Annotated in this window: 19 protein-coding genes and 1 pseudogene; 11 read left to right on the top strand and 9 right to left on the bottom strand. The window is 40.8% G+C overall.

From position 1 onward, the window contains the following. Nucleotides 1-26: 26 nt before the first annotated feature. From GTQ43_RS02140 to GTQ43_RS02115, 6 genes are all read left to right on the top strand, one after another. Nucleotides 27-1,430 carry an aspartate aminotransferase family protein gene (locus GTQ43_RS02140; RefSeq protein ID WP_265270271.1) on the top strand — a complete coding sequence of 468 codons (1,404 nt, stop codon included), beginning with the start codon at nucleotides 27-29 and terminating at the stop codon, nucleotides 1,428-1,430. Between the two features lie 162 nt (nucleotides 1,431-1,592). Then, nucleotides 1,593-2,975 (top strand): glycosyltransferase, encoded by a 1,383-nt coding sequence (locus GTQ43_RS02135; protein ID WP_265270270.1) that lies wholly within the window; start codon nucleotides 1,593-1,595, stop codon nucleotides 2,973-2,975. A gap of 8 nt (nucleotides 2,976-2,983) precedes the next feature. After that, nucleotides 2,984-3,985: a sucrase ferredoxin gene (locus tag GTQ43_RS02130; protein ID WP_321162366.1), complete on the top strand. Its 1,002-nt coding sequence runs from the start codon at nucleotides 2,984-2,986 to the stop codon at nucleotides 3,983-3,985. A gap of 60 nt (nucleotides 3,986-4,045) precedes the next feature. Next, nucleotides 4,046-5,008: a class I SAM-dependent methyltransferase gene (locus GTQ43_RS02125; protein WP_265270268.1), complete on the top strand. Its 963-nt coding sequence runs from the start codon at nucleotides 4,046-4,048 to the stop codon at nucleotides 5,006-5,008. An 88-nt stretch (nucleotides 5,009-5,096) separates the two neighbouring features. Then, the gene (locus GTQ43_RS02120) at nucleotides 5,097-5,321 is read left to right on the top strand and encodes an MbtH family protein (protein ID WP_265270267.1); all 225 of its coding nucleotides are present in this window, start codon (nucleotides 5,097-5,099) and stop codon (nucleotides 5,319-5,321) included. Nucleotides 5,322-5,432: 111 nt separating this feature from the next. After that, complete coding sequence (locus GTQ43_RS02115) at nucleotides 5,433-7,568, top strand: acylase (protein WP_265270266.1); 2,136 nt, start codon at nucleotides 5,433-5,435, stop codon at nucleotides 7,566-7,568. A gap of 60 nt (nucleotides 7,569-7,628) precedes the next feature. Here GTQ43_RS02115 and GTQ43_RS02110 read toward each other — a convergent pair whose 3' ends face one another. From GTQ43_RS02110 to GTQ43_RS02090, 5 genes and pseudogenes are all read right to left on the bottom strand, one after another. Next, complete coding sequence (locus tag GTQ43_RS02110) at nucleotides 7,629-8,228, bottom strand: hypothetical protein (protein ID WP_265270264.1); 600 nt, start codon at nucleotides 8,226-8,228, stop codon at nucleotides 7,629-7,631. 234 nt (nucleotides 8,229-8,462) lie between these two features. Continuing rightward, the gene (ppk2, locus tag GTQ43_RS02105) at nucleotides 8,463-9,386 is read right to left on the bottom strand and encodes a polyphosphate kinase 2 (RefSeq protein ID WP_265270262.1); all 924 of its coding nucleotides are present in this window, start codon (nucleotides 9,384-9,386) and stop codon (nucleotides 8,463-8,465) included. A 350-nt stretch (nucleotides 9,387-9,736) separates the two neighbouring features. Beyond that, on the bottom strand, nucleotides 9,737-10,705 hold the full coding sequence (locus tag GTQ43_RS02100) for a type II restriction endonuclease (protein ID WP_265273645.1): 969 nt from the start codon (nucleotides 10,703-10,705) through the stop codon (nucleotides 9,737-9,739). Nucleotides 10,706-10,716: 11 nt separating this feature from the next. Then, nucleotides 10,717-12,150, bottom strand: a complete 1,434-nt coding sequence (locus GTQ43_RS02095; RefSeq protein ID WP_265270260.1) for a DNA methyltransferase — start codon at nucleotides 12,148-12,150, stop codon at nucleotides 10,717-10,719. Nucleotides 12,151-12,397: 247 nt separating this feature from the next. Then, nucleotides 12,398-13,495 (bottom strand): annotated as a pseudogene (locus GTQ43_RS02090) (slipin family protein); the annotation flags it as partial. Between the two features lie 156 nt (nucleotides 13,496-13,651). Between GTQ43_RS02090 and GTQ43_RS02085 the strand changes: the two are divergent. Beyond that, a complete protein-coding gene (locus GTQ43_RS02085) occupies nucleotides 13,652-14,302 on the top strand; it encodes a Uma2 family endonuclease (RefSeq protein ID WP_265270258.1) in 651 nt (216 codons plus the stop codon). 105 nt (nucleotides 14,303-14,407) lie between these two features. After that, complete coding sequence (locus tag GTQ43_RS02080) at nucleotides 14,408-14,800, top strand: nuclease A inhibitor family protein (RefSeq protein WP_265270256.1); 393 nt, start codon at nucleotides 14,408-14,410, stop codon at nucleotides 14,798-14,800. Nucleotides 14,801-14,880: 80 nt separating this feature from the next. Here GTQ43_RS02080 and GTQ43_RS02075 read toward each other — a convergent pair whose 3' ends face one another. Both GTQ43_RS02075 and GTQ43_RS02070 read right to left on the bottom strand, forming a co-directional pair. Then, on the bottom strand, nucleotides 14,881-15,720 hold the full coding sequence (locus GTQ43_RS02075; RefSeq protein WP_265270254.1) for a DNA/RNA non-specific endonuclease: 840 nt from the start codon (nucleotides 15,718-15,720) through the stop codon (nucleotides 14,881-14,883). Nucleotides 15,721-16,321: 601 nt separating this feature from the next. Next, nucleotides 16,322-16,543, bottom strand: a complete 222-nt coding sequence (locus GTQ43_RS02070) for a DUF4327 family protein (protein WP_265270252.1) — start codon at nucleotides 16,541-16,543, stop codon at nucleotides 16,322-16,324. A 309-nt stretch (nucleotides 16,544-16,852) separates the two neighbouring features. Here GTQ43_RS02070 and GTQ43_RS02065 point away from each other — a divergent pair, with 309 nt between their 5' ends. Continuing rightward, on the top strand, nucleotides 16,853-18,085 hold the full coding sequence (locus GTQ43_RS02065) for a cysteine desulfurase-like protein (RefSeq protein WP_265270250.1): 1,233 nt from the start codon (nucleotides 16,853-16,855) through the stop codon (nucleotides 18,083-18,085). 144 nt (nucleotides 18,086-18,229) lie between these two features. On the opposite strand, the gene glp is transcribed toward GTQ43_RS02065, so the two are convergent. Then, a complete protein-coding gene (gene glp / locus GTQ43_RS02060; RefSeq protein ID WP_265270248.1) occupies nucleotides 18,230-19,498 on the bottom strand; it encodes a gephyrin-like molybdotransferase Glp in 1,269 nt (422 codons plus the stop codon). Between the two features lie 69 nt (nucleotides 19,499-19,567). Further along, complete coding sequence (locus GTQ43_RS02055) at nucleotides 19,568-20,509, bottom strand: ADP-ribosylglycohydrolase family protein (RefSeq protein ID WP_265270247.1); 942 nt, start codon at nucleotides 20,507-20,509, stop codon at nucleotides 19,568-19,570. 601 nt (nucleotides 20,510-21,110) lie between these two features. Here GTQ43_RS02055 and sir point away from each other — a divergent pair. Both sir and GTQ43_RS02045 read left to right on the top strand, forming a co-directional pair. Then, nucleotides 21,111-23,027: a sulfite reductase, ferredoxin dependent gene (gene sir / locus GTQ43_RS02050; RefSeq protein WP_265270246.1), complete on the top strand. Its 1,917-nt coding sequence runs from the start codon at nucleotides 21,111-21,113 to the stop codon at nucleotides 23,025-23,027. Between the two features lie 582 nt (nucleotides 23,028-23,609). Next, nucleotides 23,610-24,317 carry a 16S rRNA (uracil(1498)-N(3))-methyltransferase gene (locus GTQ43_RS02045; RefSeq protein ID WP_265270244.1) on the top strand — a complete coding sequence of 236 codons (708 nt, stop codon included), beginning with the start codon at nucleotides 23,610-23,612 and terminating at the stop codon, nucleotides 24,315-24,317. Nucleotides 24,318-24,319 lie beyond the last annotated feature (2 nt).

The following is a 24,319-nucleotide window of genomic DNA, read 5'->3' as shown; positions in this document are numbered from 1 at the left end:
CACGTTAACACAAGAAATCAACATCTATGAATGTCCATAAACCTAACTTCCAACAGCCTACTTTCCAGACTGATCCAGTTTCTAAATCCATACATCATGATAATATACAAACAGACCTAAGTCTTGCTCAACAGCAGCACTTAGAAGCACTAATTACACCCTACACAGAACGAACAAAAACATCAAAAAAACTTGCGCAAAACTATCGTTCTGTTTTTGCTAATAACAGGGGTTCTGCGGGATTTAATTTTACTCTTAAAGAACTCTTCTATCCAATTCTGATTAAACGCTCTCTTGGCTCAAAAATATGGGATGTTGATGATAACGAATATGTAGACCTGACGGCAGGACGTGGGTTACATCTTTGCGGTTACAATCCCCCTTTTATTAAAAAGGCACTCTTAGAACAACTTGAGCAAGGTATACAAACTGGGCCACAAGCAGCGCTGGCGGGTGAAGTTGCTGAGTTAATTTGTGAACTGACAGGAGTGGAGCGGGTAGCCTTTTGTAGTGTAGGCACAGAAGCAGTGATGCTAGCACTACGCTTGGCACGAGCTGCAACAGGTCGCAGCAAAATCGCCCTGTTTTCAAATTCTTATCATGGTATTTTTGATGGAACGCTGGTTAAAGCGCAGACAGTCAATGGTAATTCTAGAACAGTTCCAGAATATCCTGGAGTAACGCCAAATATAGCTGAAGATGTTTTGGTTCTGGATTATGGGAGTTCTGAATCTCTTGAGATAATTAGAGCTTATGAGCATGAATTGGCGGCTGTTCTTGTTGAACCTGTGCAGCAAAGCCGACTTAGCTTTGAACCTAAAGCGTTTCTTCAGCAATTGAGGCAACTGACCAAAGAATCAGGCATAGCATTAATCTTTGATGAGATGGTTACTGGCTTTCGGATTCATCCGGGTGGGGCACAGGCGTGGTTTGGCATTGAAGCTGATTTAGTAACTTATGGCAAAACTATTGCTGGCGGTATGCCAATGGCTGTAGTAGCTGGCAAGGCTAACTACATGGATGGAATTGATGGCGGGATTTGGAATTACGATGATGTATCTTATCCTCATGTACCAATAACATGGTCGGGAACCAGTTACAGTAGACATTCAATGTCTCTAGCTGCGGCACGAGCTTTTCTTGAGCATTTAAAGATGCAGGGGCCTGTACTGCAACAGAAGTTAAATCAACGCACGTCAGAGTTTGTTACCAAGCTCAATACTTATTTTGAAGAAGATAAATTACCGTTGCAGATTGTGCATTTTGGATCAATTTTCAGTCCTGATTCCTCTGCTAATTCCGAGTTGTTAGCCAATTATACCAACTTAATAGGTATGAAATTGTTAACCTATCATCTGTTCCATAAGGGGTTTTTCCCTGTCAAGGAGGAGAGGGCTATATATCTACAGTACATACAGATGAAGAACTAGATTTTATTATTCAAGCTGTTAAAGATAGTGTCAGAAGTCTGCAAGAAGGAGGCTTTTTAAAGTTATAAACCAACAGGGCACAAATGTAGGTTGGGTTTTGTAAAGCCTCAACCAAAATTATAAACTGACGGTTATCGTAATAGTTACAATGGAGTTTTTAATATGGCAACTATTGCTTTTTGTATTTTTAATTATCAAGGGGAATTAAATAGTACTTTGAAACTAGCAAAAACACTACGGTTACTTGGGCATCAAGTGTTGTATTTAGGTTTGCCAGATTATGAGGAAAAAGTTTGTAGCTACGGATTTACATTTCTACCAATTCTAGAAAAATGGTTTCCCAGAGGATTTATCAAACAGCTAGAACTTAACGATTCAAACTCAAACAGGTTTCAATTATTCCTGAAGCAGCTAAAATACAGAAAGCTTTTAAAGTCTTTAATTAATTCATTAATTAAAGGAGACAACAGAGAAATACACACTCTACTAAAAGTAGCTAATCCTGATTTACTGATAATAAGCACGTACGAAGAACTCTACTCTACTTTCATAGGTATGATAGCCTATGAGTGCCAAATTATGAGTATTTATTTTACTGATATGTTTACCTCTTTGCCATTGCCAAATCTCATCGTAAATGAGGTAAGTTCAAATTTAAAAAATAATTTAATTCCTAAATTACTTGATTTAAAAAACAAATATAAAGGATTAATCAAGTCAACTAAAAATATAATTTATTTGCTAAGTCAAACAGATTTTTCTGAGGAAGAGTTGATAATAAAATTTGCAATTAGCAGGAAAATTCCTCTTGAAATATTAGATTTATCTCAACCAATACCTTTCAAATTAACACATCTGGTTTTATGCCCCAAGGAATTAGATTTACCTAATATTTCAAGAGAAAAATGCTATTATGCTGAAGCTTCAATAGACTTACAAAGAGAAGAGCCATCTTTTAACTGGTCAGATTTAGATGAAAAAAAGTCCCTCATTTATTGCTCGTTAGGAACTACAGTCAACACTTTTTCTACTTTAGGTATGGATGTAATTATACATTTCTTCAAGAATGTGATTGATGCTGTGTCACTTAAAAACGAATACCAATTAGTCTTATCAATAAGCGATTATATTAATGTTGAAGACTTAGAATCTATACCTAAAAATGTATTTATTGTTAACAAAGCACCACAATTAGCACTTCTTAATAAAGCATCTATAGCAATTATCGCCGGAGGAATAAACACTATTAAAGAATGCATATTTTGCGGAGTACCAATGATTGTATTTCCTATATGGGCTGATCAACCAGACAATGCAGAAAGAATTGAACATCATGGTTTAGGTGTAGTTGCTGATGTCAAGAATACATCCGCTAGTCTCATTGTCGATTTAATTGAGACAATAGAAAATGATTTGTTGTTAAAACAGAGAGTGAAAGGATGGGGAGAAAAATTTCAGGAAATAGAAAACTCTGGTAAAGCGACACAGTTTATATTAGAAATTTTAGAACAAGAGTGTAACCTTGAATCGTTTTCAAGGAAGTGAACATGATTATGCAAGATTCTCTAAGTAATTGTCGTTTCTGCTGTGTTGTCTCAAAAGCTAATGGTGAAGATCCCATTGGTTCAGCACCCACTTATGAACACTGTCTAGCTGTTGAGATGCAACTTCCTTGGACTAAAAAACGTTGGCAGGAAAATCCCATGCTCCAGTCGGCGATGACTCTGATAGAAAAGCTGATTTTTGAGTATGGGATCAAGATTGGAGGTCAGTTGCTCGTTCCAGATAGCGAATACTCTCGTCCTGATTATACTCGCGTACTCTATTACCGTCGACCCACAAAGTTTTTTGCGAAGTTTGAAAAGCATGAGTTTATCATTCCAGATTCTGAAGTTGGCTCTTTCGTAAAGGCGTTATTAGAAACATTGCTTCAGTCACCAACTGTACTGCCTGATTGGGAGCAGTATCGGCAACAATCCAATCATATTCGTGAGTTAATGGTGTGTACTGATGGTAATATTGACGTTGCTTGTGCCCGGTTTGGTTATCCTATCTATCGCAACTTGCGCTCTGAATATGCTGTTGCTTCTAATGGACAACTGCGTGTGTGGCGATGCAGCCATTTCGGGGGACACCAGTTCGCACCTACCCTCATTGATTTGCCTTATGGACACTACTGGGGTCATTTGCACCCAGAAATATTGGAACTCCTAGTTTGGCGGAATGGTTCTGTCACAGACCTATACCCGTTCTACCGAGGTTGGGCTGGTTTATCCAAGTTTGAGCAAATCGCGGAGCGAGAGATTTGGATGCAAGAGGGTTGGGAGTGGCTCAATTATCACAAGGTAAGTCAAGTAATAGCAATGGATGAAGCAAATGAAGAGTGGGCTGAAGTATGCATTAATTTCTCGACAGAAAATGGAAGTATTAAGGGTGCTTATGAAGCGAGAGTGGAGGTAAACGGTTCTGTAATGACCGCTTGGGACTCAGGTAATCAGTTACCTTTTGAGGAAGTTAAGCAATACCGCGTCAGCCATCTAGTAAAAGTAGCGTAGAAATATTAGAACAAGAGCAACATATTCCAGCAAAAGTTAAAGTTAATACGGAATAAAAAAATGAGTTATTACTTAGAAGGAATACACTCTTCAGATAGAGTTAAATATCTTGATCAACATAATTATAGTGAAGCGATCGCTTTTTATAAGCGAGGCATTGAAACTGATCCTAGCTGTATGTCTAATTATTGGCATATATGCTTGGCACTATTACTTCAGGGAGAAGAATCAGAGGCTAAAGCTACTTGGTTATCAGTGATTGAGCAAGCAGATGATATAGATAAAATTAGCACTTGGACACTAGAAATGGTTGAGTTACTAATGGCAGAAGCTATAAAACGCGAAGCTATTTCTGACTTAGAGTTTGCTCAGAAAATGCATGGTTATGCTGCTATTGCACGAGGTGAAGCATGGAAGAAAGTCAAAGGATATAAGTTTACAACTGATTGGTTTATTGATAATCTCCCAATTTGGGAACGGTATTTAATCCACTTAGCCAATCAGCCTAAAATTAATGTTCTAGAAATCGGTAGTTGGGAAGGTATGTCTGCTTGCTGGCTTTTAGATAACATTCTCACTCATGAATCATCTAGAATCACGTGCATAGATACCTTTGAAGGAAGTGTTGAACACAAATTTGAATATGATGATAATTATATAAAATCTGTGGCAGAAAGATTTGATTTCAATATTTCTCAAACTAACGCTTCTGAGAAGGTAATAAAAATTATTGGTGACTCGCAAGATGTGATGCGATCGCTCCCTTTTAATAATTACGATATACTTTATATTGATGGCTCACATTTAGCAAGTGATGTCCTCACCGATGCTGTTTTAGGTTGGAGACTTGTTAAGGTTGGAGGCATCATAATTTTTGATGACTATGACTTTCAATTTGATGATAGTTTAAATGCTGGAGAAGACACAAAAGTTGGTATAGATGCTTTCCTGAAAGTATTTTACAAAAAAGTCAATATAATTTATCAGGCTCATCAAGTGATAGTTGAGAAGACATTAGATTAAAAAGCGTATTGTTTAGAGTAAAATACTAAACTAATATACATTCTCAGATTTTAAGAGAACATAAATAATCAATTATCAGGTGAAAAATATGTATCAATCTGAAACAGAAGATATTGCAATTTACAAAGTTGTAGTAAATCACGAAGAACAATATTCAATTTGGCTCGCTAACCGGGAAAACCCTATTGGTTGGAGAGATGCAGGTAAAACTGGTCTCAAGCAAGAATGCCTTGAATATATTAAGGAAGTATGGACAGATATGAGACCTTTAAGCCTCAAGAAGAAAATGGAAGAATCTGCTCATCAAACTTAAGCTTTGTTTGAAGCAGCTAGAAGTTATTACCTCTTTTTTAGCAGCCTATCTAGACAAATCGACAGTCTAAACTATTGGGGATTATTAAACAGTCCCCATTCATTAACTATAATGTTTATTAGCAAAATAGAATTGTTTCGTTTTATAGGTTTAAAGTCGAATGGCAATAAACACTATATATTGAGAATTATACCATTTTTACTCGCACTAATATTTGTTTTGGTAGCAGGAAACCAAAGCCTTAGCTCTTCACTAAAAAAAACTGAAATACTTTGGGATACTTATGGTGTACCGCATATTTATGGCAAGGATAACCAAAGTGCCTTTCAAGCTTTCGGTTGGGCGCAAATGCAGAGTCATGGCAACCTACTTTTGCATCTCTACGGCCAAGCAAGAGGACGTGCTGCCGAATATTGGGGAGAAAAATACTTAGAATCAGATCGTTGGGTACAAACTATGGGAGTGCCAGAACGATCGCATTCTTGGTATTTGGCACAAAATCCCAAGTTTCGCCGTTATCTAGATGCTTTTGCCACTGGAATTAATACTTATGCTCAGAAACACAAGGATTTGATTGCCGATGAAGTTGAGATTGTGTTGCCAGTTAAAGGTGAGGACGTGCTGGCTCACCTGATGCGGGTAATGAATTTTACTTTTATTGTCAATCCAGAAGAAGCCGCAGGTGTAACGAACAAGGAATCACAAGCTGGGTCTAACGGTTGGGCGATCGCACCATCACATTCTGAAAATGGTCATGCTATGCTGCTGGCTAACCCCCACCTGCCTTGGTCAGATTTATTTCTCTGGTATGAAGCCCAGATTACTGCACCAGGAATTGATGCTTACGGAGCAACACTGGTAGGAATTCCCGTTTTAGCGATCGCCTTTAATGATAATTTGGGTTGGACTCATACAGTCAACACCCTTGATGGCTGGGATACCTACGAACTAAAACTAGCCGATGGTGGTTATCATTTTGATGGTCAAGTCCGAGCCTTTAAGACAAAAACCCTGTCTTTGAAAGTGAAACAAAAAGATGGTACTCTGCGCTCAAAAAAACTTGTAGTAAAAAGTTCTATCCACGGGCCAGTAATATCACGAAAAGATGGTAAAACAGTTGCACTTCGTGTTGTAGGTCTTGACCAACCAGGTGTACTACAACAGTGGTGGGATATGGCACGCTCCCAAAACCTCACCCAGTTTCAAGCTGTCCTGCAACGATTGCAACTGCCGATGTTCACAGTCATGTATGCAGACAGAGAAGGGCATATTATGCACCTGTTTAACGGTCAAGTGCCAATTCGTCAACAAGGTGATTTTAAATACTGGCAAGGTTTAATTCCTGGCGACACATCTAAAACTTTATGGACAAAAACTCATCCATATCAGGAGCTACCGCGCGTAATCGATCCAAAAAGCGGCTGGTTACAAAATACAAATGACCCACCTTGGACAACAACCTTTCCCCAGGTTCTTAATCCAGATAATTATCCGCCTTATATGGCACCACGCGGGCCAATGGAGTTTAGATCGCAACGTTCCGTGCAGATGTTAGCAGAAGATGACAAAATCTCTTTTGCTGAAATGGTTTCCTATAAACATTCAACACGGATGGAACTGGCAGATCGTCTTTTGGATGACTTGATTCCAGCAGCCCGGAAATACGGAGGTGAATTAGCTCGTCGATGCGCTGATGTACTGTCAGCTTGGGATCGACAAGCGAATGCAGATAGCCGAGGTGCAGTACTATTCGCTGCTTGGGTGGACGCGATAGACTTCAACACTGTGTTTAGCAAACCCTGGAGTGAAGAGTTTCCACGCACTACACCTGATGGCTTGGCGAATCCTGAAAGTGCAGTCACAACACTCTTAACTGTTGCGGCTAAGGTACAAAAAACTTATGGAGGGCTAGATGTCGCATGGGGAGATGTTTTCCGACTGCAATATGGTGATGTTGATTTACCTGCAAATGGTGGTGATGGGAGCTTGGGTATTTTCCGTGTCTTCAATTTTGTTCCACTGTCAGATGGGCGCTTCAAATCTGTTTCTGGTGATTCTTATGTTGCTGCAATTGAATTTTCTCAACCTGTAAAAGCGATGGCGCTTACCAGTTATGGTAATGCAACTCAACCAGGTTCAGCCTATGTTAGCGACCAATTGCAATTTTTAGCCCGCAAGCAGTTGCGACAAATTTGGCGCTCACACCAGGATGTTTTATCCCATTTGACTGAACGCAAGATATTCTAAAATCCAATGTCAGTAGACCGAAAAGTTTGGCGATTACTCTTGGTGCAACGTTTATACAAATTAATTACTAAATTTCTGAACAATTGTCTGTACAATTGCCAAAATAGCTCCGATGTTATCTAAGTAATATCTTTGCTTATCAAGCAAAGCCACTTTTTGCGAAAGTTGAAGAAACTGCCACACTTCTCCTGTTGTCACGCATCCATAGACAGGTATTTCTGCTTGTCCAGATGAACGATTGAATAAATCTGCCGCCACCATTTGGGCGATACACTGTCCTAACCCAGCTTCAACATCATTTTTCTTCGCTTCCACAACAGTGATAATTGGGCTTCGCAACGGTGGTAAAGGTGGAGCCATTGCTAAAATAAAATCACATTCCCCAATCAAGCCCTGTGCAGGATCGACATCAAGTCTTTGTCCAGAGAAAATAGCCAAGCTCTCTTGGCTCAGATCCCGACACGCTAGTAAAATCGGTACAATAATAAATTCGCTCCGAGCCTTTTCACTAATCAGAGCTAATTGGGTTCGCTTTCCTAAAGTTTCATTTAACCACGAAGGAATAGAAAGAGGTACAAGCTTGGGAAAAAGATCGGCTTCTTGGGTGGTAATTCCCAAAACAGCCGAAACTTTTTCTAGAGTAAAGTCGCTGTACGCCATAGTTTTGACTCAGGATGCTTAGGGATTTCCAAGAAATAAATTATGCAAAAAATAAACGAACCACAGAGGCAAGGCAGCGCGGTCTTGGGGAGCCAGTGCGGTCTTGGGGTCTCCCCAAGTGGAGCATCTGGCGTGGTTTCCTCCATGAGCGACTGCCGCGCAGAGAACACAGAGAGAGGAGAAATACAGACGTTTTTGCGTCAGTTTGGGGATATTTTTTTCTTTGGAAGTCCCTTAATACACTTGAGGAACAAAAAACTGCTCATTGCGAGGGGCGCGAACATAATCCTCAGCCACTGGTCTAGACGGAAGCTCTAAGGGAGGAGGTGTCATATCTTCGTAAGGAACTTTGCTCAACAAATGATGAATGCAGTTGAGCCGCGCCCGTTTTTTATCATCTGCTTCAATTGTAAACCAGGGGGCTTCGGGAATATTCGTGTACGCAAACATGGTATCTTTTGCTTTGGAGTATTCTACCCAGCGATCGCGTGATTCCAAATCCATTGGGCTGAGTTTCCAGCGCCTTGCAGGATCGTGACTGCGAGAAAGAAAGCGTTGCTCTTGTTCTTCATCACTGACGGAGAACCAATACTTGATTAAAACAATGCCCGATCGCACCAGCATTCGTTCAAATTCCGGGCAAGATTGCATGAATTCTTGATATTCTGCTTCGGTACAAAAACCCATCACCCGTTCAACTCCGGCTCGATTGTACCAACTGCGATCGAAAAGGACTATTTCGCCTGCTGTGGGCAGATGTTGCACGTAACGCTGAAAATACCACTGAGTTTTCTCGCGATCGGATGGGGTTCCCAGGGCAACTACACGACAACCACGAGGATTGAGTGGATCGGCAATGCGTTTAATTACTCCTCCTTTGCCGGCAGCATCGCGCCCTTCAAATATGACGACAACCCGATAGCCGACATGCTTAATCCAGTATTGCATTTTGACTAGCTCAATCTGGAGTTGCTCTAGTTCTGTTTCAAAAGTCTTTTTGGGAATTTTCTTAGCAAAAACTTCTGTGCTACCATCAAAAATTCGTTTGGATTTTTTAGGTTTTTTCTTGTCTTTTGCCTTTACTATTTTTTCTACTAAGTCTGTAGCGGTTTTAACTAGATCATTATTTTGGTGGTTTGTACTTTCATCAATTGACATCGCAGTTACTCCATGCCATTGAATCGGCATAATTAGAGTTTATCTATCAAGTATATATTTTAAGGAACGCGGCGATCGATTTGTAATTCGCGCTTATCAACTTCCTCCAAATAGATAAAGCACTTACAGCCATATTTCTTGATTAATTCATCTTTCAACTGCTTGGAAAAGCCTGTTCTACCCGATAACCTGGAAAATCCACCCTAACTCGACAACATTTAAAGATTATCTGTGAAATGCACAAAAAGTAGTCTGTCGTAGCGATGTCTGCGACGGGCTTCTCTACGAGACGCTCTTCGCGTTCGCCTACGCATGATGCGGAAACACAATCAACATACTCAGGTACGCTTTTATAGACTGCACAACCAACGAGAAATAGATGCGACTTGGTTCTCTTGGTTGAGGTTAGCAGCATTGCTAAGAGTGCCATTTTCCAATTGATTCCAGATTTCGCCTGCCATTCTTTTGGCGATCGCTGATCCTACGAAGAAAGTAAGAGGTGAATGCCCTACTCTAGAAAATGCTTCACGTATACGATTTAGTGCTGCTTGTGCAGTTTTCCAATGCTCATCTGCGCCTGCGGGATCTATACCTCCTTTCAGTTCACCAAGGGCGATAACGTATGGTGCAACTACAGATGGTTCAATGGCGCTAGATTTGTTGGCTGCTAACTCTGCTGGGGCTAGATTAAACAAACATAGATCCACATTACTTCTAACTAGCGGGACGGTCAGGTTATAAATTAGTGTGCGATTACCAATCTCGCTTTCCCAGCTTATTCCTCGTAAAGATAACTCAATTTCTGAGTCATTATTTGTCATGGCTATCCATTTTTTACTCTTTGAGTGTTGCCAGTGGTATCTCGTACCTGCGATCGTCAGAGTGGAGAGAATTGCACGAGTCAGCTTTCTTTGTGCCAATGTGCCTCCAACATTTCGCATTGATCCACCAAGTGTATCACCACGAGTTAACAAAAATCTAAAAACCAATTCCTCTGGAAAATTTGCACCTGCTGGTTCAAGAAAGTTTTTAATTAAACCATTTATAGCTTCTATCTTATCTTCTGACATTAGGTGCGTTAGAGATTTATCAGATAAGCCTGCCGCAGTTAACAGTCCCATTTCAATGCCCTTAATCTTTAGTAATTCAATAGGATTCTCAGCTTGAGCAGCAGCTTCTTTAAGCGCCCTTGCTTCTGCAACGAATGGCGTAGCACGTCGATTTTTCTCCAGTGCAAGAGCCACAAAACCTGCACGAATTGCTTCATAAGTTGTTATCAGATCATCAATGGATTGAAGATGATTACGATAGGCACACATAGTAATTTGAGTTATGGCTTTTTCCACACATAAACGCACTTTCGTAATGGGTCGCGTCCATGATTTCCCATTTGCTGGCTACTGTTACCTTTATCACTTGGCAAAACCAGGATATTTTCAATAACAAAACCTAGCTGTTCGGCGAAATCAGAGAGAATCATATCTACTGAAATGCTTGCACCTGCATAGCGAACATTGTCGTTAACCATGAATAAAAGTGCCCCTGGTTTAAGAACACGAAAACATTCTTGTATTACACACGCCATCTCATAAAAGTATCCTCTGATCATTCTTGGTATGCCATTGTTATTCAATACACCCTTTGCTTTTTCATTATCTAGATATTTCAAGATAGACTGCAACAAATTCTGTGAATCAGCAATATTTAAGGCTGTTTTCCAGTCTGAGTTGATTGTCAATAAGTCTTTGGGGCGATTTTCAACTGTACAACTTAGCATTTCCTGACGAAGGTTAATTAACTCCTTTTCAGAAATACCAAGTAGAGCTAGTTCTAGTGCATAGGTGCGAGTATAGTCGTATCGATTGCAATAGGGTGGAGATGTGATAATTGCATCATATCCGCCATTGGCTAGGCGCGGCATAATTTCAAGACAAGATCCTCTAAAAAGATGAATTTGACCTTGAGAATTTTTAATTGGGAAAAGCTCAATTTGTTGTGTATAAGGTAGTAAATCATCAATAATTTCACTTATTTTATTGGCGATCGCATTATCGAACTCTAGAATTTCGCCTTTATTGAAAGGTTTTTTGCTCTGTCCACGACCGGAACGATAATCCCAACGCAGGTACTGTCCATCTTTACGTGTATAACTTATGGATTCTAAGATGCACAGTAAGACAAAGTTCAAAACTGCTTGGACTCTATGATTTTCTCCTTTACAAGCTTCAACATATTGCTCAATTGCATTTCTAGTTAGTTCAGGATAAGCTCCTTTTGTGATTCTCAATTCTGGCAAGTCTTTTTTCAGATCGCACTGCTTCCAAAGCTGTAACTTTGACCAATCTTTTATCCTCTCGAAATCTTCAGGAGTCAATTCAGAATCTAAAAGTTTTTTAGCATTAATGATTTGTTGACCAATGGGCAGTAATTCAATGCCGTCAGCATAAATCCCAGTTTCACTAGCAGCAAATAGCGCAGTTCCACTGCCTGCAAATGGGTCTAAAACTTTGCCTTTAGTAATTTTATATTGTTGCAATAAATATTCTATAAGAGATGCAGAAAAAGCTTCTTTATATTTATACCACCTATAGATAGGTCTAGTTTTATTAGCTTGAAAACTAACTATAGGTCGCGTCAATGAAGGATGAACCAAAAATTTATTCTGGAAGCGCTGATGCAGTTGCCTATCAAGGTTGTCAATTTCACCTAAATCATCACTTTCTACTTTGGACACGGTATTGGAGACACTTGCTAGGCTGACCACAGATGAATGTTCCTAGAGAATTGACTAGTCAAGTTAGTATAGTTCTAAATTTTAGGGTGTATATATATGATTAGCCCAAACTTTACAAAAAGTCACTGTGTCTATCTATATATTTCTACTTTAAGGTTTCACGCAACCAGAGACAAGCAACTTTTACAGGTTGGATTAGGCGCGATCGCAAAGATTTATTGACAATTCAATTTACCAATACGCACCGTAACCCAACACTTAAGCTTCAATAACCAAATCACTGTCGATTAATACTAATCAAGTCTGTTAAAATACTATCTAAACTGCCGTTAACTTGAATACGATCAATCTTCTCTGCAATGCGCTCTAATACTTCGAGTTCCTTCAAACGCAATGCAACGGGGTTATCCTCCATCACTCTGGCGGTGTTTAGCATACTGCGAGTAGCAGCAGTTTCTTCTCTACGCCTGACTACGTTTGCTTGAGCGGCTTTTTCTGCCTCAACGACTTTGCTCAAGATAGTTTTAATCTCACCAGGTAAAATAATATCTTTGACACCTACAGAATCTACTTCAATTCCATATTCTGCGGCTTTCTGGCGGATGTATTCAGAGATACTTCTATCAATTGCACCTTTATCTTCTAATAAAGTATCTAAGTTGCGTTCGCCAACTGCACCACGCAAAGCAAACTGTAATTCTTTGTACAAATAACCAGAAATATCTGATAACCCGTTTTTTGCTCTCAATGGATCGAGTATGCGGAAGCTAGCCGTTAAATTTAACCGCAGAGGTACTTTATCTTTAGAGAGAATGTCTTGACCGGATACTTCCATATTTTGTAGTCGCAGATCAATGGCTTCGGTTTGAAAAGAGCGGCCAAATAACCACCAAGCATGTACTCCTGGCGATCGCTGTCCTTGAAACTCTTGATTAATATATACTAATCCAATATGCTGGGCGGGAACTTGGCAAATGTGCAAACAGTTACGACTGAGCAATTTCACTTCTGTTGAACCTTCAACCAACTCAGCCACTAAGCTTGGCTGTAACTGAGCATCAGCGCTAATATCGAGATTTTACACTTCGACACCTTGCCAAAACAGTTTGCGGCTGGTGGGTGGCAAAATAGAAATCACTTTCCCTCGATATCGCACAATTGCAACTTGCGAAGTCTGTAATTGCACTGACTCAGAATAAGCAGCAATAAAGTCGGGATGTTTTTCAATGAGTACACCTTCAAGGGGAAAATCTGGATTAGGAATAATCCGGCTGAGAATTCGGACTGTTACATCTCTATCTACCGACCAAAAAGCATACTCTCCTGCTTCTAGAGGTCGGACAAAATTGTTTTGCAGATATAGTAAACCAATCTCAGACTTAAATCGAGATCAGCGTCGTCGTCTCCAGAGACTCAAACACCTTGCTTTTTGCATATCTCGTTAAAAGTTTGGTAGTACAATATTATTTCTTGCTACGATAGTTACATATTGGCTTTTGCAAGCTTCAACATAAAATTTCAATGGTGAGTAATGGTAACACTTCAATTACGACAATTAAGTGTTCCGCCGGGACATAGAGTAATACTCCATAATGTTACTTGGCAAGAATTTGAGGCGATTTTAGAAGAACTTGGCGACCATCGAGCTTCTCGATTAGCTTACAGCCACGGAACTTTGGAGATGAGAATGCCATTACCAAAGCATGAAAAAACCAAAGTCATCATTGGGGATTTGGTGAAAATTCTGCTGGAGGAGTTAGAAATCGACTGTGAAACATTTGGCTCAACCACCTTTAAACGTGAAGATATGGCTGTAGGTGTAGAGCCTGATGATTCTTTTTACATTCAAAATCATGCTCAAATGATTGGTAAAGAACGAATAGACCTAAAAGTTGATCCGCCACCTGATTTAGCAATTGAAATTGATGTTACTTCCAAAACTCAACTTGATGCTTACGAAATATTGGGAGTTCCTGAACTGTGGCGATATGAAAATCGGAAGCTACAAATTAATATTCTTCAGGATGGCAAATATATTCAGTCAGAAATTAGTCCTACTTTTCCCAACTTGCCTATTTTTGAAGCAATTCTCCGTTTTGTTGAACAAAGTCAAACTTTAGGTAGAAGTCCAACGCTTAGAGCATTCAAACAATGGGTTAGAGAGGAAATTACCCAAACTTAATGTAAACTCTGCTCTTTTAACAACTCGCTCACCCAAGCTGCATTAGCTTCTCACTTTGCTGCTAGCTGAATGATACAGTATTAGCGTTGCTAGAAACTGATGACTATGAGCGGTGAGATTGTCGAAAAACTGAAGGAAGCTAGTACTGGCTTGTTAATGATGAGTGAGTCAGATTACCCTTTTGAGGTTGTTCTATGGAAAGGTGCTGCACCTGCAACACAAGAGAAGATATTACAGCTAACAGGTTCTCAAGACCTGCCAGTAGAAGTAGTAGATTTGGACTATCTATTTCGTAATTGTGCATTTGAGCAAGAGTGGCACAATGAATTACAGAAAGAAGATGTTAAAAAATTTCAAACACTTATCCAAACGCTTAAAGATAATCTTAGTAACATCAACGTTTATCGTATTGGACAAATAAATCTTGACGTTTATATGATAGGACAAACTAAAGACGGTGACTTAGCCGGATTAGTTACAAAACTGGTTGAAACCTAGTGAGCTATTTGAAAATTTATTTAAATAAAAGCCTAGTTATCTGTGTAGCTAGGCTTTCTAGTTTTTAAAATTATCCCAACTTATAAATTATCAACTTGTGCTTCGATTACAGACTGAATAGATGTTGAAACTTGTGAGAGAAAATTGTATCCAGTTAGGGATTCTAATGAGTCAACGCTAACCCGATAGTTTCTCCAATTCGCTGTTCGCACCCCTTGGGCGTTGGGAATATTGACAGCAATGACTCTCGTGCTGGTTGTCACGCCACCAAGTCCAGAACCTGGAGTATTCAATACAACAATAATTTTCCAAGTTCTGTTAGGGACTTGAACCCGTCCATTAGCTATTGTAGAGAACGTTCCGTTAGAACCAGTACCACCTATTCCATATCCGCCAGATATGATATAGAGTTCCTTGCCTTGTCCGACTAAAGTTCTAGCATAATCCTCTAGACTTGCCCAAATTCCCTGATTATTATCTGGGGCTTGAGCAATCATATTGCTCATCAAAAAGGTAGCAGAATTATTAGTAACACTATTAGTTCTGTCACCACTAGGTGTCATGTGACCACGATCAAATCCACTTCCACTAAAATCTGTGGATTGAACTTGATAGCACCCAGAAGGAAGTGTTGTATCAGCCCGAAAAGTATCTTGCCTTGGTGTGCTACCTAACCAACTACTATTCAGTTGCCAAGATACCCAATTTGGTCTACCTATGCCGCAGTTGTAACCAATTACATACTGTGGTTTTACCAACAAGTAGTTATTTAGGCTAGAAGTTCCAGCATTGCTAGGGTTTCCAAGGGTTAGATGAACACTTACCGATGACTGGGCTGGTACAATTTGTGCCAATCCAATGATGAGTAAAACTACCGTCACGAATGGCAGTAGAAACTTGAAAATCTTGATTTTTCTCACGTTTTTGCAGTTTTGATGACAAAAACAGTGTCCAAGCTCTTGGTTTTAATATCAAGCATTCAGTGATACAAAAAGCAAGATTTTTGTAATGTTTAAAGATGTAGTGAGACAATAGCCCGAAATCTTGATTCAGCAAGAGTTAACAATCAAAAACCTACTTTCGTGATGAGCGATGACATACATTGAAATTTTCACGCCGACTTACTTACAGTCATTGCGAGCGAAGCGAACGCGAACAGCGTCTCGAAGAGAAGCAATCCCAGCCCCCGCGTTCGCGAAGCGTGTCCGAAGGACTTATGCTTCATTTCGCTATCTTTACGATACGCTACCGCGATCGCTCTATTCGCAATGACATTGTGTAATTAATTTTGTTTAACTACTTAAGGGAGTAGGGAGTGGGGAAGAAGCCTTTTTAAGTTGCACTGAGTTTTTTCAGAAATCAAATATGATTCCTATATGATGAAATATAATTTGTTGTTAGCGAATCACCAGCTAATTGCTAACCCCCGACTTAATTCGAGGGTTTTAGTGCTGAAAAATTAATTTGTAATTTTGATTTTATTGGGATGCTGCTAATTGAGTTGAGCTTCTAGACACAGCCTTAATAATTTTCCCAACATTCGTGATTCAGTAGATCGATAATTCTATCTCTGAGTAAAAATTCATTTTTTTCTAACTCCAGTTCAAAATTAGCCCAGTTACGATAAGGAATATATTTACAAATGGTATAAATTGGCTGCTGACGGTTAACAACTCCATTTTTAACAAGTTGAAGTGCTTCTTGCTTGATAACCTGGATGTCGTATTCAAGTGTAGTATTCATAGATTGTTCCTTTGTTTGCATTCAAGGAATTTAAGAATCAAAACAATAGTTGCTTTGACTCTCTCTTAAACTTATCAAATAAAATTGGCGAGAATTGTGAAGAATCAAGACATTAACCCTTGCTGGAAGTTATGTATGTCAGTAAGATACTCTTTGAGTTCCCAAGTATACCCCCTCTAGAGAGATTTTTGGAGACTAAGAAGGCTGCTACAACAAGCTGTAAATAGCAAAATGAGGATGTAGATGCTCTCTGGGCAACTTAAGCAAAGGTAGGCTAGGGTAAAGAACATTCTCTATAAAACTTATATTATGCTTCTGAATCTTGATAAAGTTCGTCAATATTTTCCCGCCCTAGCAGGTGAATGGACTTTTTTTGATAATGCTGGTGGTTCACAAACCCTGAAAAAGGTAGTAGATAGAATTAGCGAATTTCTCCTAAGTTCTGATGTCCAGTTGGGAGCTTCTTACGCAGTTTCCGAACTTGCAGGACAACGATTAGCTCTAGCAACTAGGGGAATGGCTACTTTTATTAATGCCAATTCTTATAAAGAAGTGGTTATGGGCCCATCTACAACAATGATGTTGAAAGTTCTCTCAATTTGTCTGGGTCAAACCTTTAAACCTGGTGATGAAATTATTGTTACTAATTGTGACCATGAAGCCAATATTGGTGCTTGGGTCGCTCTGGAAAAACAAGGAATAAAGGTTAAAGTGTGGCAAATTTGCCCAGATACCTTAGAACTTCATTTAGCAGATTTGGAACCGTTGATGAGTCAACGCACTAAATTAGTAGCCTTGACTCATGCTTCTAATGTTCTGGGAACTATCAACCCAATTAAAGAAATTGCTGCCTTTGTACGCGATCGCAATGCGATGATTTGTGTAGATGGTGTAGCTTATGCACCACACAGATTAGTTGATGTCCAAGATTTAGATGTTGATTTCTATGTTTTGAGTTGTTATAAAGTCTATGGCCCGCACCATGCCTTACTTTATGGCAAAGAAGAACATTTATTAAGATTGCCTGGACTTAATCATTATTTTATTCAACAGACAGATATACCTTATAAGTTTCAGTTGGGGAATGTCAATTTTGAATTAAGTTATGGAATGTTAGGTTTATGCGATTATTTAAGTGAGTTAGCACAACTGCACTACGGCGATCAAACTGCACTTGATTTGAGAAGTCAGATGGTGCAAGCGTTTGATTTAATTAGCATACATGAAGAACAGATTAGCGATCGCCTGTTAAACTACCTCAATAGTAAGCCTAATGTGCGAGTTATTGGTCAATCAAAGGCTGACCGTCAATGCCGTGTGCCGACTATATCTTTTGTAGTAGATGGAATGAATAGCTCAACTATTCCGGCAAAAATTGACCAACATTATATCGGGATTCGCTACGGCGACTTTTATGCTAAACGGCTTATTGAATATCTGGGGTTAGCCTCGCAAGGTGGAATAGTCAGAGTGAGTATGGTGCATTACAACACCCTTGAGGAAGTTAACAGCCTGATTGAGGCTTTTGAGCAGATATTTTAATATTGGACATTGGGCATGAAGAAGAGACAAGGGGGAGCGAGGAGACAAGGAAGAGACTATTCAATAATTCCCCCTTGTCTCCCTTATCCTCCTTGTCCCCCTGCTCCCCCTGCTCCCCCTGCTCCCCCTGCTCCCCCTGCTCCCTCACTCCCCATTGACAAGCTGCAAAACTTGCACCTCTTCTTGTGGGGAAATTAATGTTTTACCCATTGGGAGGACAGCTAAGGCATTGGTTTGAGCTAAATTAATTAAATTGCCGGAACTGCTACTACCACCAGCTTTGTAAAATTCATAGACACCATCAATTAAATGCAATTTACCCCAAAGGTAAGTTTCCCGCTTGCCATCCGATCGCAATTCATGATGCGATCGCACTTTCAAAAATGCCGGTTCCCAACCTTCAGTAATTCCCGAAAGTTTCTTGATGGCTGGTAGCACAAACTGCCAAAATGTCACTAACACAGCCGCAGGATTTCCTGGTAAACCAAAATAGAGTGGAGAGTGGGAAGAGACGCGATTAATCGCGTCTGTACTAGGGAAGGTGGCGACAGTGAGGGGTTTTCCTGGCCTCATTTCTACAGAGCGAATGTGGATTTTTGCGCTTAGGGACTGTAAAATTTTGTCAACATAGTCATAATCTCCTACTGAGACACCACCAGAAGAAATAACTAGATCGGCGATCGCAATTGCATGGGTAATAACTTTCTCTAGAGCAACTGGATCGTCTTTCACAATTCCTAATAGTAATGGTTCTGCGCCACTCTCTTTTACCAAAGCTGCCAGTGCATACTGATTAGAATCCACAATCTGCCCTGATTGCAAGGGTTGATCGATTGGTACTAACTCATCACCAGTCGAAAAAATTGCCACCCGTGGACGGCGGTACACACTTAATTGCGGACACTGTGCTGCCGCTAATACAGCAATTTCTGAGGCATTTAACTTAATTCCGGCTGGTAATAGTTGGGTTCCAGCTTGGTAAAAAGATGCTTTATGTCTGACAAATTCTTGCGGTTTTGGTGCAGCTAGGATATGAACGCGGTTTTCGTCCCGGCGTGTTCTCTCTTGTATGACTATAGTATCCGCACCTGCTGGCATCAGGGCACCTGTGAAAATTCGGGCGGCTTCTCCTGGTTGAATCGTAGAATTGGGTTGATAGCCAGCCGGAATATCTTCAACAATTTCCAAAACGGTTGGTTGTTCCGCGCTAGAGTGTTGCACATCTTCGTAGCGAACTGCGTAACCATCCATTGCTGAATTATCCCAATGGGGAAAATCTAACGGACTGGTTACAGGTACTGCTAAAATCCGGCTATCGGCTGCCAATAAATTTACAATTTCTGTATCCCGTAGACGATCCAACGGTTGTACTAAATTTAAAATAATTGCTTGTGCATCGCTGACTGATACCATAGCGATCGCCTCCGACTTTTTACTTTATCCCTGTAAAGTAACATTGACCACTCAGTCAATGTTGGAAAACTAGCTGTAGACAGCTCTTGCAAAACGCTCTGCTAGGTAAATAATGTCTTGTCTACGAGCAATTTGGTTCATCCATTTGTGAGGAATATTTTCCACCCCGTAATAAATCCCTGCTAACCCACCGGTAACGGCGGCGGTAGTATCGGTATCTCCGCCTAAGTTGACAGCTTTTAGTACTGCTTCCGAATAAGATGAGCTATTTAATAAGCACCACAGGGATGACTCTAAGGTATCAATCACATAGCCGCCAGAATTAATCTCTTCTACAGGTAACTTGGCAATCTCACCACTGAAAATTCTGCCAAAATGGGGTTTCTCTAACAAAAATTCCCGCACAGAATAAATTGTTTGGATATCTTGCAGTGCTTGTAAATAAGCTGTTTGGGGGTCAGCCCCTTCCAAGAGCGCCACTGCAATACTAATATAAATGCCACAGGCCATTTGCGATCGCGCATGAGCATGGGTAATTGCCGAAACATCATGCACCCGCGCCAGCAATTCGCCTAAAGTTAAGCTTCTGTGACAATAAGCCATTGGCAAGATTCTCATCAACGAACCATTGCCATTACTATTTTCAACCTTACCGCCCGCTTGGTGGGGGACAACTCCCTGTTTTAGGCGCATAATTGCTGTGTGGGTGGTTTGACCAATATCAAAGACATCGCCACGAGGAGTCCAGTAAGCTTCTTTGTACCAGCGCCAGAAAGAATTGGCTATGGCATCCAAAGAATATCCCCGACAAAGACATTCTGCCAAGCAAAAGCTTAAAGAACTATCATCTGACCAAGTTCCTGGCGGTTGATTCCATGTGCCATAACCCAACATGGTTGTGACTGGAGATTTGACTCGTTCAGCACGGCTAGTAAACTCCACTGGTACACCCAATGCATCACCGACACATAAACCCATCAAACCAGACAACGTTTTTGCAGCGGTTAGCATTATTCAATCTCCACGATAACTGCTCAAAATTAACTTTATAGATTCCCTCTATAGCTTGTTGCAACAGATGCTACAAGGTGGGGATTGTGAGCGGGGGGTGAGGATTGCATCCAGTATTGTTTTTAAGCAGGAAGCAAAAAAACAATACTGGATGACGAAGGGCCAAAATTTTCTGATAAAATTATTGGGTCTTGGCCACCAATGCCGTAAGCGAAAACCAAGCTGTATAGGTAAGTGTTACAAGAAAAAGATTTGGGTCTTGGGAACCAGGACTCCTGCCCTTGGAGGGAATGTAAGACCAATAGAACTACGCAGTTCTGGAGGCTATTGCCGATGAATTGGGAAGCCTCGTCCGTCTTACGGCGGGGTAGTTCACGTACTCATGACGGGCTAAACGCCCTGTTGTCGCTAATAACACTCAAAACTCATTACTCCAAAAAGCTGGTTTTGTGAAGTGTTACATCACTGACAAAGCCGACTTTTGCCGTGGTAAAATTAAAATATTCCTCTTTATTCCGGCCGGATTACCGGGGATCAAGTAACCGAAGGGTGCTAATTCGGTGTCTACGTAATGCTTTATTGAGAATCCTATACAACTCTAATGGTTAAATCTGCTCCTTCCCCCATCGCCAGCCGTAAGCCTTCCAAAGTAGAAGGAATCAAGGAAAATAGTAATTTTTTGCGTGAACCTGTAGCAACTGAGATCCTTGAAGACACTACTCATTTTACCGAAAATGCGGTGCAGCTTTTGAAGTTTCACGGTTCTTACCAGCAGGATAACCGCGATAACCGCACTAAGGGACAGGAAAAAGATTACCAGTTTATGCTGCGAACAAAAAATCCGGGTGGTTTAGTACCACCGCAGCTGTATTTGGCTTTAGATAAAATCGCTGACGAGTATGGGAATCATACGTTACGAGCAACTACCCGTCAAGGTTTCCAACTGCACGGTATTTTAAAGAAGAATCTGAAAGCAGCGATCGCTGCAATTGTCAACAACTTGGGTTCGACTTTGGGAGCTTGCGGCGACATCAATCGCAACGTGATGGCACCACCAGCCCCCTTTAAGAATCGCCCTGAGTATCAGTATGCTTGGGAATATGCCCAAAATATTGCTGATTTGCTATCACCACAAAGCGGCGCTTATTACGAAATTTGGTTAGATGGGGAGAAAGCAATTAGTGCTGAGGAGAACCCAGAGGTGAAGGCGGCGCGACAGCGTAACGGGAATGGCACAATTATCCATGACAACGAAGAACCGATTTATGGAACTCACTATATGCCCCGCAAGTTCAAAATTTGCGTGACGGTTCCAGGGGATAATTCGGTGGATTTATATTCCCAAGACCTGACTTTGGTAGTGATTACCAATAAAAAGGGACAATTAGAAGGATTTAATATTTTTGCTGGTGGTGGCTTAGGACGGACTCACGGTAAAGAAGAGACTTTTGCTAGGTTAGCAGACCCTATTGGTTATGTAGCGAAAGATGATGTTTACGACATAGTGAAGGCGATTGTTGCGACTCAAAGAGATTATGGCGATCGCACCGACCGTCGTCACGCCAGATTAAAATATTTAATCAACGATTGGGGTGTAGATAAATTCCGCACCCAAGTTGAAGAATATTTTGGGAAACCAGTTGAAGCCTTCAAACCACTGCCAGAGTTTAAATATCACGACTTTCTCGGCTGGAACGAACAAGGTGATGGCAAACTATTTTTAGGCATTTCCATTGAAAATGGTCGAGTCAAGGATGAAGGTTCGTTTCAACTAAAAACTGCCCTGCGGGAAATTGTCGAGCAGTTCAACTTACCCATCCGTCTCACATCCAACCAAAACCTGATTTTTTACGATATCGAACCAGATAGCAAGCAAGCGATTCAAGAAATTCTTAGCCGTTACGGTGTGGGAGATGACCCTAGTAAAATAGAACCTTTAGTGCGGTATGCAATGGCTTGTCCGGCTTTACCTACTTGCGGGTTAGCAATCACCGAATCAGAACGGGCAATACCGGGAATTTTGGAACGGGTTCGCGCTCTATTAAATAAAATAGGTTTACAAAGCGAGCATTTTGTGGTAAGGATGACAGGATGCCCTAATGGTTGCGCTCGTCCCTACTTGGCAGAATTAGCCTTTGTTGGTAGCGCTCCAGAATCTTATCAAGTATGGTTAGGTGGTTCGCCAAATCAGACTCGACTGGCGCAACCTTACACAGAAAAACTGCACCATAATGATTTGGAAAGCTTTTTAGAGCCGATTTTTGTTTATTTTAAGAAATCTCGGAAATCAAAGGAAAGCTTTGGTGATTTTTGCGATCGCATTGGTTTTGATGCCATCCGCGAATTTGCTAGCACTTATGAACCTCAAGCAGCCAATGGTGCAAATAAATCACGCCATCGGGTGAATTTGAAAGAAGAGGTTTATAGCAAGTTGAAGGAAGTAGCAGAAAGCCAAGGTAAACCAATGACTCAGTTGGTGACTGAAGCGCTAGAGGCTTACTTCCAGAATCTTTCCTAAGCCGAAAAATTGAAGATAATGAAATCATGATGACCTCTCTCCTAAAAGGTTACGGTGTACACACAAGTCTGAAATAGCTGAAAAACCCAAGGTTTTACCCCACCCTAACCCTCCCCGTATGTATTGGCTACGGTGTACACACAAGTCTTTGAGAGTGGTCTCATAGGCTTTTGATCCCCCCAACCCCCCGATAAATTGGGGGGCAACAGTCTCTTAAAGTCCCCCAATTTATCGGGGGATTTAGGGGGATCTCCAACGATTTTGGGTTTCTACAGAGATGTGTGTACACCGTAGGTATGTATTGGGGAGGGAACAAGATTTTCCGGTTTCCCCCCTTTATAAGCTAGGGTGTACACACAAGTCTTTTGGAGTTGCCCCACAGCTTTAGATCCCCCCTAACCCCCCTTAAAAAAGGGGGGGACTAGAATCAAAGTCTCCCTTTTTAAGGGGGATTTAGGGGGATCTCCAACGATTTTGGGTTTCTACAGACTTGTGTGTACACCGTAGCCTTTATAAGGGGGGTAATTCGACTTGTGTGTACACCATAGCCTTCCCTAGCAGGGGAGTAGTTTATTAAGAAAAATGTCTCAACTGCAAAGAATTGCGATCGCACCCTCCCAATTTCAACAAGGGCAAATTTTCCTCACCAAAGAACAACAACACTATTTGGGGCGGGTGTTGCGCTTGCGTGAAAGCGATCGCTTTATTGCAATGGATGGTAAAGGAAAATGGTGGTTAGCGCAGCTAGCAGGAGAACAAGCACAGGTTTTAGAAGCGCTTTTGGTAGAAACAGAATTACCTGTATCGATTACCTTGATGGTGGCGTTACCCAAAGGCAATGGATTTGATGAAGTTGTACGGTGTTGTACAGAGTTGGGAGTAACTTGTATTGCACCAGTATTAAGCGATCGCACTTTGCTTTATCCTAGTTCTCAAAAACTCGAACGCTGGCGGCGCATCGCTGCGGAAGCCGCCGAACAATCAGAGCGCTCTTTTGTGCCAACAATTTTAGAGCCTGTTGCTTTTAATACTGCTGTCATCACTAATCAGACAAGTCATCGTTATATTTGTGAAGCTCGTGGGGAGTATCCCCATTTAAACAAGGTGCTGAATAGCATCTCTAGCGAGATTGTGATTGCTACTGGGCCAGAGGGAGGATGGACACCCGAAGAAATTGAGAATGCGATCGCATCTGGATTTCAACCTGTTTCTCTTGGTCGCCGCATCCTCAGAGCAGTTACAGCCCCGATAGTAGCATTATCTTTGATTTCCGCAGTTTGTGAAATATAAAT

The organism is Nostoc sp. KVJ3 (assembly GCF_026127265.1).
GTDB lineage: Bacteria > Cyanobacteriota > Cyanobacteriia > Cyanobacteriales > Nostocaceae > Nostoc.
This window is presented reverse-complemented; position numbering and strand designations above follow the sequence as displayed.

Bases quoted from the DNA above. Each gene is read 5' to 3' on its own strand.
- GTQ43_RS02140 (WP_265270271.1), top strand. From the start codon at position 27: ATGAATGTCCATAAACCTAACTTCCAACAGCCTACTTTCCAGACTGAT.
- GTQ43_RS02135 (WP_265270270.1), top strand. From the start codon at position 1,593: ATGGCAACTATTGCTTTTTGTATTTTTAATTATCAAGGGGAATTAAAT.
- GTQ43_RS02130 (WP_321162366.1), top strand. From the start codon at position 2,984: ATGCAAGATTCTCTAAGTAATTGTCGTTTCTGCTGTGTTGTCTCAAAA.
- GTQ43_RS02125 (WP_265270268.1), top strand. From the start codon at position 4,046: ATGAGTTATTACTTAGAAGGAATACACTCTTCAGATAGAGTTAAATAT.
- GTQ43_RS02120 (WP_265270267.1), top strand. From the start codon at position 5,097: ATGTATCAATCTGAAACAGAAGATATTGCAATTTACAAAGTTGTAGTA.
- GTQ43_RS02115 (WP_265270266.1), top strand. From the start codon at position 5,433: ATGTTTATTAGCAAAATAGAATTGTTTCGTTTTATAGGTTTAAAGTCG.
- GTQ43_RS02110 (WP_265270264.1), bottom strand. From the start codon at position 8,228: ATGGCGTACAGCGACTTTACTCTAGAAAAAGTTTCGGCTGTTTTGGGA.
- ppk2 (WP_265270262.1), bottom strand. From the start codon at position 9,386: ATGTCAATTGATGAAAGTACAAACCACCAAAATAATGATCTAGTTAAA.
- GTQ43_RS02100 (WP_265273645.1), bottom strand. From the start codon at position 10,705: ATGTGTGCCTATCGTAATCATCTTCAATCCATTGATGATCTGATAACA.
- GTQ43_RS02085 (WP_265270258.1), top strand. From the start codon at position 13,652: ATGGTAACACTTCAATTACGACAATTAAGTGTTCCGCCGGGACATAGA.
- GTQ43_RS02080 (WP_265270256.1), top strand. From the start codon at position 14,408: ATGAGCGGTGAGATTGTCGAAAAACTGAAGGAAGCTAGTACTGGCTTG.
- GTQ43_RS02070 (WP_265270252.1), bottom strand. From the start codon at position 16,543: ATGAATACTACACTTGAATACGACATCCAGGTTATCAAGCAAGAAGCA.
- GTQ43_RS02065 (WP_265270250.1), top strand. From the start codon at position 16,853: ATGCTTCTGAATCTTGATAAAGTTCGTCAATATTTTCCCGCCCTAGCA.
- glp (WP_265270248.1), bottom strand. From the start codon at position 19,498: ATGGTATCAGTCAGCGATGCACAAGCAATTATTTTAAATTTAGTACAA.
- GTQ43_RS02055 (WP_265270247.1), bottom strand. From the start codon at position 20,509: ATGCTAACCGCTGCAAAAACGTTGTCTGGTTTGATGGGTTTATGTGTC.
- sir (WP_265270246.1), top strand. From the start codon at position 21,111: ATGGTTAAATCTGCTCCTTCCCCCATCGCCAGCCGTAAGCCTTCCAAA.
- GTQ43_RS02045 (WP_265270244.1), top strand. From the start codon at position 23,610: ATGTCTCAACTGCAAAGAATTGCGATCGCACCCTCCCAATTTCAACAA.